The organism is Vandammella animalimorsus, assembly GCF_002285265.1.
GTDB lineage: Bacteria > Pseudomonadota > Gammaproteobacteria > Burkholderiales > Burkholderiaceae_C > Lampropedia.
Genome location: NZ_NSJB01000011.1, coordinates 1 through 17,457, shown reverse-complemented (window position 1 = coordinate 17,457; position 17,457 = coordinate 1). Strand labels below are relative to the sequence as shown.

19 protein-coding genes and 1 pseudogene are annotated in these 17,457 nt (G+C 66.7%); 4 read left to right on the top strand and 16 right to left on the bottom strand.

All coding sequences use genetic code 11. The annotated features are described in order from the left end of the window. Window positions 1-194: 194 nt before the first annotated feature. Window positions 195-1,148, bottom strand: a complete 954-nt coding sequence (locus CK625_RS11315; RefSeq protein WP_095540437.1) for a homoserine kinase — start codon at window positions 1,146-1,148, stop codon at window positions 195-197. A 95-nt stretch (window positions 1,149-1,243) separates the two neighbouring features. Next, on the bottom strand, window positions 1,244-1,723 hold the full coding sequence (locus tag CK625_RS11310) for a hypothetical protein (RefSeq protein WP_143326266.1): 480 nt from the start codon (window positions 1,721-1,723) through the stop codon (window positions 1,244-1,246). A 142-nt stretch (window positions 1,724-1,865) separates the two neighbouring features. On the opposite strand from CK625_RS11310, the gene polA reads away from it, so the two are divergent. From polA to CK625_RS11290, 4 genes are all read left to right on the top strand, one after another. Continuing rightward, window positions 1,866-4,652 (top strand): DNA polymerase I, encoded by a 2,787-nt coding sequence (gene polA, locus CK625_RS11305; RefSeq protein ID WP_095540435.1) that lies wholly within the window; start codon window positions 1,866-1,868, stop codon window positions 4,650-4,652. A gap of 39 nt (window positions 4,653-4,691) precedes the next feature. After that, window positions 4,692-5,387, top strand: a complete 696-nt coding sequence (locus CK625_RS11300) for an HAD family hydrolase (RefSeq protein WP_172425152.1) — start codon at window positions 4,692-4,694, stop codon at window positions 5,385-5,387. 68 nt (window positions 5,388-5,455) lie between these two features. Further along, window positions 5,456-6,151 carry a nitroreductase gene (locus CK625_RS11295; protein ID WP_095540434.1) on the top strand — a complete coding sequence of 232 codons (696 nt, stop codon included), beginning with the start codon at window positions 5,456-5,458 and terminating at the stop codon, window positions 6,149-6,151. A 468-nt stretch (window positions 6,152-6,619) separates the two neighbouring features. Next, complete coding sequence (locus CK625_RS11290) at window positions 6,620-7,318, top strand: DUF6683 family protein (protein WP_095540433.1); 699 nt, start codon at window positions 6,620-6,622, stop codon at window positions 7,316-7,318. Between the two features lie 304 nt (window positions 7,319-7,622). Here CK625_RS11290 and priA read toward each other — a convergent pair whose 3' ends face one another. The 14 genes and pseudogenes from priA to tuf all read right to left on the bottom strand — a co-directional run. Continuing rightward, a complete protein-coding gene (gene priA / locus CK625_RS11285) occupies window positions 7,623-9,809 on the bottom strand; it encodes a replication restart helicase PriA (RefSeq protein ID WP_095540432.1) in 2,187 nt (728 codons plus the stop codon). Window positions 9,810-10,419: 610 nt separating this feature from the next. Next, window positions 10,420-11,541, bottom strand: coding sequence for a uroporphyrinogen decarboxylase (hemE, locus tag CK625_RS11280; RefSeq protein WP_095540431.1), 1,122 nt, complete (start codon window positions 11,539-11,541; stop codon window positions 10,420-10,422). A 175-nt stretch (window positions 11,542-11,716) separates the two neighbouring features. Further along, the gene (gene rpsQ, locus CK625_RS11275; protein ID WP_095540430.1) at window positions 11,717-11,986 is read right to left on the bottom strand and encodes a 30S ribosomal protein S17; all 270 of its coding nucleotides are present in this window, start codon (window positions 11,984-11,986) and stop codon (window positions 11,717-11,719) included. Between the two features lie 9 nt (window positions 11,987-11,995). After that, window positions 11,996-12,226 carry a 50S ribosomal protein L29 gene (gene rpmC, locus CK625_RS11270; RefSeq protein ID WP_095540429.1) on the bottom strand — a complete coding sequence of 77 codons (231 nt, stop codon included), beginning with the start codon at window positions 12,224-12,226 and terminating at the stop codon, window positions 11,996-11,998. A 16-nt stretch (window positions 12,227-12,242) separates the two neighbouring features. Continuing rightward, a complete protein-coding gene (gene rplP, locus CK625_RS11265) occupies window positions 12,243-12,659 on the bottom strand; it encodes a 50S ribosomal protein L16 (protein ID WP_095540428.1) in 417 nt (138 codons plus the stop codon). A 2-nt stretch (window positions 12,660-12,661) separates the two neighbouring features. Next, the gene (rpsC, locus tag CK625_RS11260) at window positions 12,662-13,516 is read right to left on the bottom strand and encodes a 30S ribosomal protein S3 (RefSeq protein WP_095540427.1); all 855 of its coding nucleotides are present in this window, start codon (window positions 13,514-13,516) and stop codon (window positions 12,662-12,664) included. 14 nt (window positions 13,517-13,530) lie between these two features. Next, the gene (gene rplV, locus CK625_RS11255; RefSeq protein WP_095540426.1) at window positions 13,531-13,863 is read right to left on the bottom strand and encodes a 50S ribosomal protein L22; all 333 of its coding nucleotides are present in this window, start codon (window positions 13,861-13,863) and stop codon (window positions 13,531-13,533) included. Between the two features lie 11 nt (window positions 13,864-13,874). Then, on the bottom strand, window positions 13,875-14,150 hold the full coding sequence (rpsS, locus tag CK625_RS11250; protein ID WP_095540425.1) for a 30S ribosomal protein S19: 276 nt from the start codon (window positions 14,148-14,150) through the stop codon (window positions 13,875-13,877). Window positions 14,151-14,162: 12 nt separating this feature from the next. Next, a complete protein-coding gene (gene rplB, locus CK625_RS11245; RefSeq protein WP_095540424.1) occupies window positions 14,163-14,990 on the bottom strand; it encodes a 50S ribosomal protein L2 in 828 nt (275 codons plus the stop codon). A 3-nt stretch (window positions 14,991-14,993) separates the two neighbouring features. Then, window positions 14,994-15,329, bottom strand: coding sequence for a 50S ribosomal protein L23 (gene rplW, locus CK625_RS11240; RefSeq protein WP_095540423.1), 336 nt, complete (start codon window positions 15,327-15,329; stop codon window positions 14,994-14,996). Beyond that, entirely contained in the window at window positions 15,326-15,943 is a 618-nt protein-coding gene (gene rplD, locus CK625_RS11235; RefSeq protein ID WP_095540422.1) for a 50S ribosomal protein L4, read from the bottom strand. The genes rplW and rplD overlap by 4 nt, the downstream gene beginning before the upstream one ends. Beyond that, window positions 15,943-16,602, bottom strand: a complete 660-nt coding sequence (gene rplC / locus CK625_RS11230; RefSeq protein WP_095540421.1) for a 50S ribosomal protein L3 — start codon at window positions 16,600-16,602, stop codon at window positions 15,943-15,945. Before rplC ends, rplD begins: the two co-directional genes overlap by 1 nt. 317 nt (window positions 16,603-16,919) lie before the next feature. Further along, window positions 16,920-17,231, bottom strand: coding sequence for a 30S ribosomal protein S10 (gene rpsJ, locus CK625_RS11225; protein ID WP_095540420.1), 312 nt, complete (start codon window positions 17,229-17,231; stop codon window positions 16,920-16,922). A gap of 26 nt (window positions 17,232-17,257) precedes the next feature. Then, window positions 17,258-17,457: pseudogene (gene tuf, locus CK625_RS11220) on the bottom strand (elongation factor Tu); the annotation flags it as partial.

The window sequence follows — 17,457 nt, the reverse complement described above, 5'->3', positions numbered from 1 at the left end:
AACCACTCTTGATCTGGGCCCATCCGAAGGCTATCACCCAGATCAGCCCGGGCATTGCTCGCACCGCAGGCAAACGCCCAGCCAAGCCAATGCACCGGCGGCCATTCTATGCCAAGTTGCGCCCTTTACCACAATTTCGCGCGCGGCAAGGGTTATGGCGCATGGCAGGGGTGCATTTTTGTGACGGAAATACCCTATGCCCACACATCCGCTCCAGCAATGCGGGCCTGCAGAATGCGCTCGAAGTGCGCAGGGTCGTGCGGCTTGAGCAGGCTGGCCTGGCGCGGCAGGTAAAAGTCCCACAGGCGCGAGATCCAAAAGCGCAGCGCTGCGGCGCGCAGCATGTCCGGCAGCAGCTGCCGCTCCACCGGCTGCAGCGGGCGCACGGCCTGGTAGGCCTGCAGCAGCGCCTGCAGCAGCGCCGGCTCGAAGGCGCCCGTGGCCCGGTCGATGCACCAGTCGTTGAGGGCCACGCCCAGGTCGAAGGCCCAGGTGTCGATGCCGGCGAAATAGAAATCGAACACTCCACTGAGGCGCTCGCCCACGAACAGCACGTTGTCGCGAAACAGGTCGGCGTGCACGGCGCTGCGCGGCAGCTGGGCGTATTGCGGCGATTGAGCCAGTGCATTCTGGTGCGCCAGCTCGGCCTGCAGCAGCGCCGCCTGGGCGCTGCTCAGGTGCGGCAGGATGTGCGGCGCCGTGGCGTTCCACCACGGCAGGCCGCGCAGGTTGGGCTGCTGCAGCGGGAAGTCGGCGCTGGCCAGGTGCATGCGCGCCAGCACCTGACCCAGCTGCGCGCAGTGCGCGGCCTGGGGCTGCAGCTGGCTTTGGCCTTCGAGCTTTTCGACCACGGCCGCGGGCTTGCCGTTGAGTGTGAACAGCAGCTCGCCGCTCGCATCGGTCTGCGGCGCGGGCACGGCAATGCCCTTGCCGGCCAGGTGCTGCGTCAGGCGCAGGTAAAAGGGCAGTTGCTCGTGCGTCAGGCGCTCGAACAGCGTCAGCACGTATTCGCCCTGCTGCGTGGTGACGAAGTAGTTGGTGTTTTCGATGCCCCCTTCGATGCCGCGCAGCGCCAGCAGGCGCCCCAGGTTCAGCTGGTCCAGCAAGCTCTGCGCCTGCGCGGGGGTGACTTCGGTATAGACAGCCATGGAAAAAGCAATGTGCGCGAGGCGGCACGCGGCCACGGGCCTGCGCCGCAAGGGCGCAGGGGCCGCGCGGGGGCCGGCTCAGGGGTTTCAGTGTTTCAGAACTCGCCGAGCTTCCAGCGGCGCGGGCCATTGGTGCCGTCGCTGGAGTGGCGGCCCGACTGGTGGCTCTGGTAGCGCTGGCTGTTGCCGGGCTGCACTTCGTAGCTGGGCAGCTGGCCGGCCGGGGTGACGGTGATTTCCTGCGTCTGGCCGCGCACGCGCAGTTCGTCCACGCGCGAGCCCGCATCCTGGTGCGAGATGCGCACGGCCGCGCGCGCACCGGCGGCCTGGGCTGCCGCGCCAGGGGCGGGCGCGCTGGCTGTCTCTGCAGCGCCGGCTGCCTCGGCCCCGGGCGCGGGGCTGGCCGATGGCGCAGCGCCCCCCGAAACCACGCGCTCATACACCACGGGTGGCGCGCCAGCATCTGTGGCCTGGGCCTGCTGGGCTGCGGCCCAGCTGCCGCTGGCGGCCAGCACGGCGCCCAGCGCGGCGCGGCGCAGGGCAAGGCGAAGACGGGGGGAGGAAGCAGCGGTCATGGCAGGCATTCGGTGGTGCGAAGGCTGGCATACGCATGGTGCGCGCCAGCCCTGGCGAAACAGCAATGGCGGCGATTGTAGGGCCTGTTGCGCGCCCGCACGCCCCCGGCCCCAGCCGGGAAAGCCTGCACAATACCGGCCCATGACTGCTGAGAACACCCTGGTGCTGGTCGATGGCTCCAGCTATCTGTACCGCGCCTACCACGCCATGCCCGATCTGCGCGCCGATCCGGGCAATCCGGCCAGCCCGGCCACCGGCGCGCTGCGCGGCATGATCAACATGCTGCAGGCGCTGCGCAAGGAGGTGCCGGCGCGCTATGCGGCCTGCGTGTTCGACACCAGCGGCGCGACCTTCCGCGATGCGCTCTACCCGGATTACAAGGCCAACCGCGCGCCCATGCCCGACGATTTGCGCGCGCAGATCGCCCCCATCCATGAGGCCGTGCAGGCGCTGGGCTGGCCGCTGCTGGCCATCGACGGGGTGGAGGCCGACGACGTCATCGCCACGCTGGCCACGCAGGCGGCCGCGCAGGGCCTGCAGGTGCTGATCTCCAGCGGCGACAAGGATCTGGCGCAGCTGGTGAACGAGCGCATCACCATCTACGACACCATGAGCGGCAAGCGCCGCGATGCCGCTGGCGTGCTGGCCGAGTTCGGCGTGCCGCCCGAGCGCATGATCGACTTCCAGACCCTGGTGGGCGATGCGGTGGACAACGTGCCGGGCGTGGCCAAGGTCGGCCCCAAGACGGCCGCCAAATGGCTGGGCGAATACGGCAGCCTGGAGCAGCTGCTGGCGCAGGCCGGGCAGATCAAGGGCGTGGCCGGGCAGAACCTGCGCGCGGCGCTCGATTGGCTGCCCACGGCGCGGCAACTGGTGACGATGAAGCGCGACGTGGCCGGCCTGCCCGCGCCCCAGGCGCTGGACATGCGCGCGCCCGACCAGGCGGCGCTGGCGGCGCTGTATCAGCAATACGGCTTCAAGTCGCTGCTGCGCGGCCTGCAGGCCCCAGCGGGCGAGGGCAGCAGTTCCAACGCCAGCGCCAACGCAGGCGCGGCAACGCCCGGCGCGGCGCAGGCACATACCGCTGCTGCGTCTGAACAACCTGCACCTGCTGGCTACAACGGCCCGCTGCACTACCAGATCATCCAGGACTGGGCCAGCTTCGACGCCGCGCTGGCGCGCTGGCAGGCCGCCGAGCTGGTGGCCATCGACACCGAGACCACATCGCTGGATCAGATGCGCGCGCAAATCGTCGGCATCAGCCTGAGCACCGCGCCGGGCGAGGCGGCCTACATTCCGCTGGCGCACGACTACCCGGGCGTGGGCCCACAGCTGCCGCGCGATGAGGTGCTGCAGCGCCTCAAACTCTGGCTGGAAAGCGCCGAGCACGCCAAGCTGGGCCAGCACATCAAGTACGACCGGCACGTGTTTGCCAACCACGGCATCGAGGTGCGCGGCTACCGCCACGACACCATGCTGCAAAGCTATGTGCTCGAAGCGCACCAGCCCCATGGGCTGGAGAGCCTGGCGCAGCGCCACCTGGGGCGCAGCGGCACCAGCTACGAAGCCCTGTGCGGCAAGGGCGCGGCGCAAATCCCGTTCAGCCAGGTGGCCATCGAGCAGGCCGGCCACTACGCCTGCGAGGATGCGGATTTTTGCTTTGACCTGCACCGCGCGCTCTGGCCGCGCCTGCAGGCCGATGAGGACCTGCAAGGCATTTACGCGCTGGAGATTGCCACCAGCGAGGTGCTGTTCCAGATGGAGCGCGCCGGCGTGCTGGTCGATGCGCAGTTGCTGGCGCGGCAAAGCCAGGATCTGGGCCAGCGCATTCTGGAGCTGGAGCAGCAGGCCTACCAGCTGGCCGGCCAGCCCTTCAACCTGGGCAGCCCCAAGCAGCTGGCGGAGATCTTCTTCGACAAGCTGGGCATGCCCGTCATCAAGAAAACCGCCACCGGCGCGCGCAGCACCAACGAGGAAGTGCTGGAGACCCTGGCGGCCGACTACCCGCTGCCCGCGCGCATCCTGGAGCACCGCGGCCTGGCCAAGCTCAAGAGCACCTACACCGACAAGCTGCCGCAGCTGGTGCTGCCGGCCACCGGGCGCATCCACACGCACTATGCGCAGGCCGTGGCCGTGACCGGGCGGCTCTCCAGCCTGGAGCCCAATCTGCAGAACATCCCCGTGCGCACCGCCGAGGGGCGGCGCATCCGCGAGGCCTTCATCGCCGCGCCCGGCATGAAGATCGCCAGCGCCGACTACAGCCAGATCGAGCTGCGCATCATGGCCCACCTCAGCGGCGACGAGGCGCTGCTGCGCGCTTTTGCGCGCGGCGAGGACATCCACCGCGCCACCGCCGCCGAAGTGTTCGATCTGCCGCTCGATCAGGTCAGCGCCGAGCAGCGCCGCTACGCCAAGGTCATCAACTTCGGGCTGATCTACGGCATGGGGCGCTTTGGTCTGGCGCGCAACCTGGGCATCAGCCAGCAGGCCGCGAGCAACTACATCGAGCGCTACTTCGAGCGCTACCCCGGCGTGCGCCGCTACATGGAGCAGACCAAGGCCCAGGCCAAGGAGCAGGGCTACGTGCAAACCGTGTTCGGCCGCCGCCTGTACCTGCCCGAGATCAACTCCCCCAACGGCCCGCGCCGCGCCGCCGCCGAGCGCGCGGCCATCAACGCCCCCATGCAGGGCACGGCCGCCGACCTCATCAAAAAAGCCATGGTGGCCGTGCAGGCCCTGCTGGACAGCCACCCGCACGCCACGCGCATGCTGATGCAGGTGCACGACGAGCTGGTGTTCGAAGTGCCCGAGGCCGAGGTGCCCTGGCTGCGCCAGACCATCCCCGCCGTCATGGCCGGCGTGGCCGAGCTGAAGGTGCCGCTGCTGGCCGAGATCGGCGTGGGCGACAACTGGGAGCAGGCGCATTGAACGCCTGCCCCGCCCCCTTTTTTTCATTCCCATTGCGCCATGCCCCTGGATACCCACCCCCTGCCCTTCGATGCCGTGCTGTTCGACTGCGACGGCGTGCTGGTCGACAGCGAAGGCATCACCAACCAAGTGCTGTGCCAGATGCTCAACGAAGCGGGCTGGGCGCTGGACTATGCGCAGTGCTTTGCGCTGTTTCACGGCCGGGCCGTGCGCGACCTGCGCGAGCGCATCGAGGCCGAGACCGGCCAGCCCCTGACCGAGGCCTGGATGGCCGACTTCTACGCACGCCGCAATGCGCGCCTGGGCGCCGAGCTGCAGCCCGAGCCCGGCGCGCCGCAGGCCGTGCAGGCCCTGCACCGGCACTTTGCCGGGCGCATCGCCTGTGCCTCCGGGGGCGATCGCCACAAGCTCGACCTCCAATTGCAGAAAGTCGGCCTGTGGCCCTACTTCGAGGGGCGCATCTTCAGCGGCCAGGACCTGCCGCGCAACAAGCCCTTCCCCGACGTGTACCTGCAGGCTGCCGCTGCCGTGGGCGTGGCACCTGAGCGCTGCCTGGTCGTTGAGGACTCCGTGCCCGGCAGCCACGCCGGCCTGGCCGCCGGCGCCACCGTCATCGGCTACGACAAAAGCGGCCATTACACGCCAGCCATGCGCCAGGCCGGCGTGCAGCACTTCATCGCCCACATGGACGAGCTGCCCCAGGCCATCGCCGCACTGGCGCGCGCGCTGGCCTGAGACGCTGCGGCTGACACGCAAGCCCCTGCAATCCTTTCTTCTCCATTTCCTCGACACACCGCACCACCATGCACAACAGCCACACCGACACCGCCGCTGCCGCCACCGCAGTGGAAGCCGCCTTGCAGGCGCGCTATTCCGCCCGCGCCTTCACCCGCCAGGAGCCCGACCCCGAGCTGCTGCGACGCCTGTTGGTGCAGGCCGGCCGGGCGGCCTCCGGCGGCAACCTGCAGCCCTGGCAGGTGCTGGCCCTGCGCGGCGCGGCGCTGGCCGAGCTCATCGCCACGGCGCGCCAAGGCCCGGCCGATGAGGACGAGCGCCAGCTCTCCTACCCGCCCAGCCTGTGGGAGCCCTACCGCAGCCGCCGCTACAAAAATGGTGAGGACTTGTACGCCAGCCTGGGCATTGGGCGCGACGACAAGCCCGCGCGCCTGGCGCAGCTGGCCAGGAACTTCGAATTCTTCGGCGCGCCCGTGGGCATCCTGGTCTGCATCGACCAGCGCATGGGCCACGCACAGTGGATCGACCTGGGCATCTACCTGCAATCGCTGATGCTGCAGGCCACCGCCCACGGCCTGGCCACCTGCGCCCAGGGCTTCTGGCGCCGCTACCAAGGCGCGCTCAAGCCACTGCTGGGCCTGCCCGAGCACTACATGATCGCCTTCGGCATCGCCCTGGGCTACGCCGACGACAGCGCCCCCATCAACCAATGGCGCGCAGACCGCGCCGACCCGCAGCAATGGCTGCAGATGCGCGGTTTCTGAAAGCCGCCACCTGCACAACAGCTGCTTAGAGCGGCTTCGATTCTGATGAAGACACTTCCTGCAAGCGCCGCTGGTTCTCGTCACACCCGCGCAGGCGGGTGTCCAGTCGCGACGCTGACAGAGGCGGCGCTGGATGCCCGCCTTCGCGGGCATGACGAGATCCACCTGCGAGATTGAGATGCCCGTCAGCGGCCAGGTCTTGGATTTGTCAATGTTCGAGCAGAACACGCTCTAGAACCTGTTCAAAATCTCTGCGCGGTGTGCAATCAAGCGGATTTGGGCGGTCTGCCGCGTTGCAAAGCCTCGCCATAGCCCCAGCCATGGCTGCGTTTTGCGCCTTGCAGCCCATCCCAAACCGCTTCTTGCCCACTCGCACTGAGATTTTGAACAGGTTCTTACGCCCTGGCCTTGACAGGCCCGGCCATTGCCACAGACTGCCGGGCTGTTGCAACTTCCAAGGAGCAGGCCATGAAACGCATGGTGTTGATCGGCGCCAGTGTTCTCAGCATTCTTTTCGGCGCCCAGCCGGCGCAAGCCCAGAGCGCCTGGGTGCCCGATCTGGGCTACACCATGACCGCGGGCTTTGCCTACGCCAACGCCGCGGCCGAGCTGAGCAAGGACGATCTGGGCGCGGGCAGCCGCCGCGCCGCGCCCGAGCAGCCGCCAATCCTGCAGCCGCTGAGCATCCTGTGGGGCTCGGACATCAATGACGCGGCCGAAAAAATGACCCAGGCCATGCCGGCCGAATACCGCGAGGCCGGCAGCCGCCTGTATGCCAGCGCCGGGCGCGGCTACACCGAAATCCCCGGCAACAGCCACAAGCGCCCGACGCTGCCGGCCGCCACGGCCTTCATGATCGCCAGCAGCTACATGGTCTATCACGGCCGCCTGCTCGACGGGTCAGCGCTGCAGCAGCTGACCCGCCAGCTGGAAGGCGAGGCGCGCGCCAGGCCCGACAGCTGGGGCCAGCTCTCGCGCGCCCAGATGAAGGACAAATACCTCGAATACATCATCCTGGGCATGATGCAGTATCAGGCCGTCCAGAAAAACGACCGCGCCAGCATCGAGCGCCTGCGCGGCTCGGCCAAGGACCTGCTCGAAGCGGTCTTCCACGCCCCGGCCGACACGCTGCAAATCGGCGCCGACGGCCTGCGCCTGCCGCGCTGACGGCCCGCTCGCCGGGGCTGGCAGGCACGAATCGCAACAGCCCTGCACTTGGACGCAAGGGCTTCGATTCTGATGAAGACAGCTCCTGCAAGCGCCGCCTGTTCTCGTCACACCCGCGAAGGCGGGTGTCCGGCCGCGACGCGGGCGGGCGGCGCTGCCGTTTGCCCCCCGCTCGCGCGCGAGGGTGGCGCTGGATGCCCGCCTTCGCGGGCATGACGAGCGCGGCCTGCGAGATGGCGATGCCAGTCAGCGCCCAGGTCTTGGATTTGTCAGCGTACGAGCAGCACGCGCTCTGAAACCCGCCTCAAATGGCCAGCGGATCCACATCCACCAGCCAGCGCAGCAGGCCTTTGGGGGCCTGGCTGCGGGCCTGGTGCAACAGTGGCTGCAAGGCCGCCAGATAGGCCTGCAAGGCCTTGCGCGAGGCGCTTTCGAGCAGCATTTGCGCGCGCTCGGTGTTGGCCACGCGCTGCACGCTCAGCGGCAGCGGCGGGTAGAGAGTGACCCATTCCTGCCCCGGCAGCGGCGCGGCGCGGGCCTGCTGGGCCACGTGGCGCAAAAAGGCCTGGGCGGCGTCCTGCGTTCTGGCATCGGCGCGCAGCAGCGCCTGGTAAGCAAAAGGCGGCATGCCGGCCTGCTGGCGCTCGCGCAGTTGCTGCGCGGCAAAGCCGGGGTAGTCCTGCCGCGCCAGGGCGGCGTACAGCGGGTGGCCGGGCTCGTGGGTCTGCAGCCACAGCTCGGGCTGCGAGGCGCCGGCCTGCATGTACTGGGCGTCGCGCCCGGCGCGCCCGGCCGCCTGCATGAGCAGCGCAAACAGGCGCTCGGGCGCGCGAAAGTCGCTGGAGTAGAGCGCGCCATCGGGCTGCACCACGGCCACCAGGCCGATGCGCCGGAAGTCGTGGCCCTTGGCAATCATTTGCGTGCCCACCAGCACGTCCACATCGCCGCGGTGCACCTGGGCCAGGCTTTGCTGCAGCGCGCCCTTGTGGCGCGTGGAGTCGGCGTCGATGCGCAGCACTTGAGGAATGCGCCCGTCGCTGAGCACCAATTGGCCCAGCTCCTGCTGCAGCAGCTCCTGCAGCTGTTCGGTGCCGCGCCCCAGCGGCGCCAGGTCAATGCTGCCGCAGCGCGGGCAGTGGCGCGGCGCGGGGCAGGCCCAGCCGCAATGGTGGCAGCGCAGGCTGCGCTCGGCCTTGTGCAGCACCTGGTGCGCCGAGCAGTGCGGGCAATCGCTTTTCCAGCCGCAGGCGCCGCAGCGCAGCACCGGGGCATAGCCGCGGCGATTGAGCAGCACCATGCATTGCTCGCCGGCTTCGAGCCGCTCGCGCATGGCCTGCAGCAGCGGCGGCGCCAGCGCGGCTTCGCGCGGCTGCTCGCGCATGTCTACCACGCGCAGCGCGGCCAGCGCGCCGCCGCCGATGCGCTCGGGCATGCTCAGGCGCTGGTAGCGGCCGCCGGCATCGCCTGCGCTGGCGGCGCGGCTGTTGTGCCAGCTCTCCAGCGAGGGGGTGGCCGAGCCCAGCACCACGGGCACGCCCAACTGCCGCCCGCGCCACACGGCCAGGTCGCGCGCGTGGTAGCGCGCGCCTTCTTGCTGCTTGTAGCTGGGGTCGTGCTCTTCATCGACGACGATCAGCGCCAGCTGGGCAAAGCTGGCCAGCACGGCCAGACGCGTGCCCAGCACCAGGCGCTGCTGGCCCTGGTGCACGGCCAGCCAATGGTTCAGGCGCTGCACGGGCGTCAGGCCCGAGTGCATGACGGCCACGCAATCGGCCCCCAGCCAGGGGCCAAAACGCGCCTGCAGCAGCGCCTGCCATTGCGGCACGAGGTTGATCTCCGGCACCATGAACAGCACCTGCGCCTGCGGCTGCTGGCGCAGCAGTTGCTCGGCCAGTTGCAGATAGACCTCGGTCTTGCCGCTGCCGGTCACGCCGTGCAGCACGCTGGTGCCCGCGCCGTGCTGGCGCAAAGCCTGCAGCGCGCGGTGCTGCTGGGCCGTCAGCGCCGGGGCGGGCAAGGCCGGCATGGGGGCAGCGGCAGGGGCCGGGGCGCGCGCGGCCAGCTTGGCCAGGCGCTTGTGCCATTGCGCGGCGCGCTGCTCCTGCAAGGCTGCGGGCAGGGCCAGCAACGCCATTTCGCCCAGGCTGCGCTGGTAGTAGCGCGCGGCGAATTCGATCAGCTGGCACCAGCTCGGGGCCAGCGGCGGCTGCCCATCGAGCACTTCGAGCACTTCGCGCAGCGCCTGGCCATCGGGCAGCGGCGCGGCCTGTGTGGCTTGGGTTGGGGCCTGGCTTGTGGCCTGGGCCTGTGCAGCCGGCTCTGGCCAGACGATGCCCAGCACTTCACGCTGGCCCAGGGGCACGCGCACCAGCGTGCCAGGCGCCAGCGCGCTGGCGCTGCGGTAGCTGAGCAAATGGCCAATGCCGCTGTGAAACGGCGCGTCCACCGCCACCTGCAGGCAATGCGCGCCGGCCTCTGGCTTCACTGCCATGCCCTGCTGCCCTGTTGTGGCCAGCGGGCACGGCTGCAGCGGCCTGCCGCGTGGCAGGCCCTTGCCCGCGCCATGTGGATAAGTCTGTGCATATCGGGCCTGTGGGCCTGTGGCCACGGCCTCAAGGGCTTTGCCTCAGCACCTTCGCACATGTTGAAACCGAAAGAAAATCCAATGAATTCATGGATTTGCGATTTTCCCAAGCCTTTTGAAGAAAGCCTTGCGCCCCAGCGAAGGGCGCTGTGGGTAAGGCCAGAGGCCAAGCCCCCTGCTGCGCCTGTGATGCCCGGCTGGCATGCCCGGCGACAGCCCCAACCGCGCGTAAGCGCTTGAGCGCGCAGCGATTTCAGGGATAACCCCCAATTTCTGTGGACAAGTTTGTGGAGAAACTGCAGGCATCCACCCGCAGGGCCTGTGAAATCAAGCCCTTGCTTAGCTTGCCTGCGATTTAAGCAAACTGTGCAGCCATTGAAAATCAATGGGTTAGGAGTAATTCTTGAGAACATCGGCTTGGCGGGCTGCTGCCAGCGGGCACATGGCCCGTGGTGTGTACAAAAGCACTGGGCTACACCTGGCAGGGCGTGCCTTCAGAGCCAAGATTGCACCTGCTTCAGCGCGCCGCCGCCTGGCGCATGCGGCGCGAATGGCTGTGCACCGCTTCGACCAGGCAATGCACATGCTCGGGCGGGGTGAATTGGCTGATGCCATGGCCCAGGTTGAAGATGTGCGTGGGCCCGCTGCAGGCCTTGTCGGTGTGGGGGGGGCCAAAGTCCTCAAGCACGCGCTGCGCCTCCCGCTCGATCACGGCCGGCGGGGCAAACAGCACGTTCGGATCCAGGTTGCCCTGCAACGCCTTGCCCGGCTGGCCGGCCTGCCCGCCGACCAGGGCGCGCGCCTGGGCCAGGTTGGCCGTCCAGTCCAGCCCCAGCACCTCGCAATCGAGCCCGGCCATGGCCTGCAGCCACAAGGCCCCGCCCTTGGTGAACACGATGCGCGGCACGTCGCTGCCATCGGGGCCGTGGCGCTGCAGCTGCGCCAGCACGCGCGCCGTATGGGCCAGGCTGAAGCTGCGGAAATGGCTGTCGGCCAGCACCCCGCCCCAGCTGTCGAACAGCATCACCGCCTGGGCGCCGGCCTGGATCTGGGCATTCAAATAGACGGCCACGGCATCGGCATTGATCTGCAGCAGCCGCTGCAGCAGATCCGGGCGGGCATACATCAGGGTTTTGATCTTTCGGTAGTCGGAGCTGCTGCCGCCCTCGACCATGTAGCAGGCCAGCGTCCAGGGGCTGCCGGAAAAGCCAATCAGCGGCACCCGCCCGGCCAGCGCACGGCGGATCGAGGTCACGGCATCGAACACGTAGCGCAGTCGCTCCATGTCGGGCACGCGCAGCGCGGCAATGCTGGCCTCATCGGCGGCGCAGCGCTCAAAGCGCGGGCCTTCGCCTTCGACGAAATGCAGCCCCAGGCCCATGGCATCGGGCACGGTGAGGATGTCGGAGAACAGGATCGCCGCATCCAGCGCATAGCGCTGCAGCGGCTGCAGCGTCACCTCGGTGGCGTAGTCCACATTCGTGGCCAGGCCCATGAAGCTGCCGGCCTGGGCGCGCGTGGCCTTGTATTCGGGCAGATAGCGCCCGGCCTGGCGCATCATCCACAAGGGGGTGTAGTCGGTGGCCTGACGGTGGCAGGCACGCAAAAAAGTGTCGTTTTGAAGCGGCGCAAAAGTCATGGCCGAGATTGTCGCGCAGATCAGGCCCCCGCCAGCGCAGCGGCCTGTGCTTGCGTGCAGGCAAGATGGCAACGGCTGAGCCAACCACAAAAACAAAGCCCTGCAATTGCTTGCAGGGCTTTGTTGGGCGGTTGGCGCCGGTGCGCCATTCAAGGCGCCGGCATTCACCTGCGCATCAGACCAGTGCGGCCTTTTGCACCAGACGGGTAGCGACCCAGGTCTTGGTCTTGGAGATCGGACGGCTTTCGGTGATCTCGATGGTGTCGCCCAGCTTGTACTCGCCCGCTTCGTCGTGGGCGTGGTACTTGCTCGAACGGATCACGATCTTGCCGTAGATCGGGTGCTTGACGCGGCGCTCCACCAGCACGGTCACGGTCTTGGCGCGCTTGTCGCTGACCACCTTGCCAACCAAGGTGCGCTTGAGGGATTTCTTTTCTTCCGTCATATCGGCTCCTTAGCTGGCTTTGGCCTGGGCTTGCTTCTGGTTCAGGATGGTCTTGGCGCGGGCAATGTCGCGGCGGGTGGTGCGCAGTGCCGAAGTGTTGTTCAGCTGCTGGGTTGCCACCTGCATGCGCAGGCCGAAGTGGGCCTTTTGCAGCGATTTGACTTCCTCTTTCAGACCGGCAACGTCCTTCTCGCGCAGTGCCTGGGCCTTGCTTTGCTTTTCAGTCGATTTCTTAGCCATGTGAGTATCTCCTGAATCAAGCGCCCAGTTGGCGGGTCACGAAGGTCGTGCGCAGCGGCAGCTTGGCCGCAGCCAGGCGGAACGCCTCACGCGCCAGCTCCTCGGGCACGCCAGTGATCTCGTAGATCACCTTGCCCGGCTGGATCTCGGCCACGTAGTAGTCCGGATTGCCCTTGCCGTTACCCATACGCACTTCGGCGGGCTTGGTGGAAATGGGCTTGTCCGGGAACACGCGGATCCAGATGCGGCCGCCGCGCTTGACGTGGCGGGTGATGGCGCGACGCGCCGATTCGATCTGGCGCGCCGTCAGGCGGCCGCGATCAGTGGATTTCAGGCCAAACTCACCGAACGCCACCGTGTTGCCACGGGTTGCGATCCCGGTGTTGCGGCCCTTTTGCTCTTTGCGGTATTTGCGGCGAGCAGGTTGCAGCATGCTTATTCTCCTTTACCGTCCGCAGCTGTGGCGGGCGCGCTTTGGGCAGCGCGCTTAACGGCGGCAGATGCATTGGCACCGAGTGCCTCTGCGGGTTTGTCACTACCATCGACCGGCGCGGCATTGCTGCCGGTGCTGCGACGGCCGCCACGGCCAGCGGCCGGACGGCGGCCACGCGGACGACGCTCCTCGTCGGCGCGGGGCTCGGGGGCGGCGGGCAGGTCATTGCGGCCCAGCGTATCGCCCTTGTAGACCCAGACCTTGACACCGATGATGCCGTAGGTCGTGGAGGCTTCCGAGGTCGCGTAGTCGATGTCGGCGCGCAGCGTGTGCAGCGGCACGCGGCCTTCGCGGTACCACTCGGTGCGGGCGATCTCGATGCCGTTCAGACGGCCCGAAGACATGATCTTGATGCCCTGGGCGCCCAGACGCATGGCGTTCTGCATGGCGCGCTTCATGGCGCGGCGGAACATGATGCGCTTTTCCAGCTGCTGGGTGATGCTGTCGGCAATCAGCTGAGCATCGATTTCGGGCTTGCGCACTTCCTCGATGTTCACTGCCACCGGCACGCCCAGCATGCGGGTGAGTTCCTTCTTCAGGTTCTCGATGTCCTCGCCTTTCTTGCCGATCACCACGCCCGGACGCGCCGAGTAGATGGTGATGCGGGCGTTCTTGGCCGGGCGCTCGATCAGCACGCGCGAGACCTGCGCGTTCTTGAGCTTCTTCTTGAGGTAGTCGCGCACCTCGATGTCTTCGGCCAGCATGCCGGCGAAATCGCGGTTGTTGGCGTACCAACGGCTGGACCAGTCACGGCTTACCGCCAGGCGGAAACCGGTTGGGTTGATTTTCTGTCCCATAGTCGTCCTCTGGCTTAGTAGCCCACCGTCACGTAGACGTGGCAGGTGGGTTTGCTGATGCGGTTGCCACGGCCCTTGGCGCGTGCGGTGAAGCGCTTGAGGGTCATGCCCTGCTCGACGTAGATGGTCTTGACGCGCAGCTCGTCGATGTCGGCGCCGTCGTTGTGCTCGGCGTTGGCAATGGCCGACTCCAGCACTTTCTTGATGATGCCGGCCGCTTTCTTGGGCGAGAACTGCAGGATGTTCAGGGCCTGCTCCACCTTCTTGCCACGGATCAGGTCGGCCACGAGGCGGCCCTTGTCGGCAGACAGGCGCACGCCACGGAGTACAGCACGTGTTTCAGACATGGTTGGACTCCTTACTTCTTGGCTTTCTTGTCAGCAGGGTGGCCCTTGAAGGTGCGGGTGAGCGCGAACTCGCCCAGCTTGTGGCCAACCATCTGATCGGTAACGTAGACAGGCACATGCTGCTTGCCGTTGTGCACAGCGATCGTCAGACCGATGAACTCCGGCAGCACCATGGAGCGGCGCGACCAGGTCTTGACCGGTCGCTTGTCCTTGCCGGCGACGGCCTTCTCGACCTTGGCCAGCAGGTGGTGATCCACGAAAGGACCTTTCTTGAGTGAACGTGTCATGGCGCCCTACCCTTATTTCTTACGACGCGACACAATGAAAGTCTGTGTCCGCTTGTTATTACGGGTCCTGTAGCCCTTGGTCAGGTTGCCCCATGGATCCACAGGATGACGGCCTTCGCCCGTGCGGCCTTCACCACCACCGTGCGGGTGGTCGATCGGGTTCATCACCACGCCGCGCACGGTCGGGCGAATACCCATCCAGCGCTTGACGCCGGCCTTGCCGAAACGGCGCAGGCTGTGCTCTTCGTTGGCGACCTCGCCGATCGTGGCGCGGCACTCGATGTGCACCTTGCGCACTTCGCCAGAGCGCAGGCGCACCTGGGCATAAACGCCCTCACGGGCCAGCAGCGTGGCCGAGGTGCCAGCCGAGCGGGCGATTTGCGCGCCAGCGCCAGGCTGCAGCTCGATGCAGTGGATGGTCGAACCCACCGGGATGTTGCGGATCGGCAGCGTATTGCCGGCCTTGATCGGGGCCTCGGAGCCAGAGACGATGCTGGCGCCCACTTCCAGGCCGCGCGGCGCAATGATGTAGCGGCGCTCGCCATCGGCGTACAGCACCAGCGCCAGATGGGCCGAGCGGTTCGGGTCGTACTCGATGCGCTCGATCTTGGCCGGGATGCCGTCCTTGTCGTTGCGGCGGAAATCCACCACACGATAGTGGTGCTTGTGGCCGCCGCCCTTGTGGCGCGTGGTGATGTGGCCGTTGTTGTTGCGGCCGGATTTCTGGTGCTGCGACTCCAGCAGCGGAGCGTAGCCCTTGCCCTTGTGCAGGTGGGCGCGGGAGATCTTCACCGCACCGCGCTGACCGGGCGTCTGGGGTTTGAGTTTGATGATAGCCATGGTTTACGCAGCCTCCCCGGACAGGTTCAGCGCCTGACCTTCCTTGAGGCGCACATAGGCCTTGCGCACGTGATCGCGGCGGCCGATGGTGCGCCCAAAGCGCTTGGTCTTGCCTTTGACGTTGACGACGGAGACGCCCTCGACCTCGACCTTGAACAGCAACTCGACGGCTGCCTTGATCTCGGCTTTGGTGGCATCACGCAGGACCTTGAAGGTCACGGCGTTGGAGCTTTCGGCCGCGAATGTGGCCTTCTCCGAAACGATGGGAGCAACCAGCACCTGGTACAGGCGGCCTTCGCTGAACTGGCGCTCTTTGGGGGTCGGATTGATGCGGCTCATGCGAACATCTCCTGGAGCTTGTCAACCGCACCCTTGGTCACCAGCACTTTCTTGAAGTGCACCAGCGAGAGAGGATCGACGTAACGGGGCTCGATGACATACACGTTGGCCAGGTTGCGCGATGCCAGATAGAGGTTCTCATCGACCTCATCGGCGATCAGCAGCGCGGAATCGACCTTCATGTTCTTGAGTTTGGAAGCGAACGCCTTGGTCTTGGGGCTGTCGAGCTTGATGTCCTCGACAACGGACAGACGGCCATCGGCCACCAGCTTCGAGAAGATCGAGGCGATGCCGGCGCGGTACTGCTTTTTATTGACCTTGTGCGAGAAGTTCTCTTCAGGCAGGTTGGGGAACACGCGACCGCCCCCACGCCACAGCGGCGAGGACGTCATGCCGGCGCGCGCATTGCCGGTGCCCTTCTGGCGGAACGGCTTCTTGGTCGAGTGACGCACCTGCTGGCGGTCCTTTTGCGCACGCGTACCCTGGCGGGCATTGGCCTGGTAGGCCACGACGATCTGGTGGATCAGCGCTTCGTTGTAGTCACGACCAAACAGTGCCTCGGGCACATCACAGGTCGAGGCCTGGCCTTGATCGTTGAGGAGCTCTACTTGCATCACTTCGCTCCCTTCACAGCAGGACGAACCGTCACGAAACCACCTTTGGCACCGGGAATGGCGCCCTTGATGAGCAGCAGCTGGCGCGCTTCGTCGACGCGCACGATGTCCAGGTTCTGCGTGGTCACTGTCTCATCGCCCATGTGGCCAGTCATGCGCTTGCCCGGGAAGATGCGACCAGGGTCCTGCGCCATGCCGATCGAGCCGGGCACATTGTGCGAGCGGCTGTTACCGTGCGAGGCGCGCTGCGAGCCGAAGTTGTGGCGCTTGATGGTGCCGGCGTAGCCCTTACCGATGGACGTGCCCTGCACATCCACTTTCTGGCCTGCGGCAAACAGGTTGGCCACCGGCACATTGGCGCCAGCGGCGTACTGACCAGCGGTTTCCTCGGTAACGCGGAATTCGCGCACGATCTCGCCCGCTTCGACGCCGGCCTTGGCCAGATGCCCAGCCTCGGGCTTGGTGACACGCGATGCCTTGCGCGACCCGAAGGTCAGCTGCAAAGCGGTGTATCCGTCGTTCTCTTGGGTCTTGACCTGGGTCACGCGGTTGTCCGACACGTCCACCACCGTCACGGGGATGGATTCCCCGTCATCGGTGAAAAGGCGCATCATGCCCACCTTGCGGCCCAGCAACCCCAGGGAGTTACTCAGACTCATTGTTTTGCTCCAGAACTCTCACCGCAGCCACTGCAATTGGCGGCATGCGTTTGCCAGCCATCACATCCGATCATGACGCCAGCGTGAGAGAAGGTTGTTGAAAAAATCTCCGCCCCCAGGCAAGCCAAAAAATGGCGCCCAACAGGCGAAGCCCGCGATTATAGCCAGCCAAAAAACAAACGGCAAGCCTGCACCCCATGCCAAGCCCTGCAATCACCGCCCAAATGCCATGGCAGGCACAGCATTGGCAGCGCCAAGAAAAAAAGCCTGTGCCGCCAAAACGACACAGGCTTCTTGATGAGGCCAGGCTCAGCGGCTTACTGCAGCTTGATCTCCACGTCCACGCCAGCGGGCAGGTCCAGCTTCATCAGCGCATCGACGGTCTTGTCGGTCGGGTCGACGATGTCCATCAGACGCTGGTGCGTGCGGATCTCCAGCTGGTCGCGGCTGCTCTTGTTGACGTGCGGCGAACGCAGGATGTCGAAACGCTTGAAGCGCGTGGGCAGGGGCACGGGGCCCTTGACGATGGCGCCGGTGCGCTTGGCGGTATCAACGATTTCAGCGGCCGACTGGTCGATCAGCTTGTAATCGAAGGCCTTGAGGCGGATACGGATCTTTTGCTTGCTCACGGTGTGGCTTCCTTCTCACCTGAGAGTTAGGCAATGATCTTGGCCACCACGCCAGCGCCGACGGTACGACCGCCTTCGCGGATCGCAAAGCGCAGACCTTCTTCCATGGCGATCGGGGCGATCAGCTTGACGGTGATGCTGACGTTGTCGCCAGGCATGACCATTTCCTTGCCCTCGGGCAGTTCGATGGAGCCGGTCACGTCGGTGGTGCGGAAGTAGAACTGCG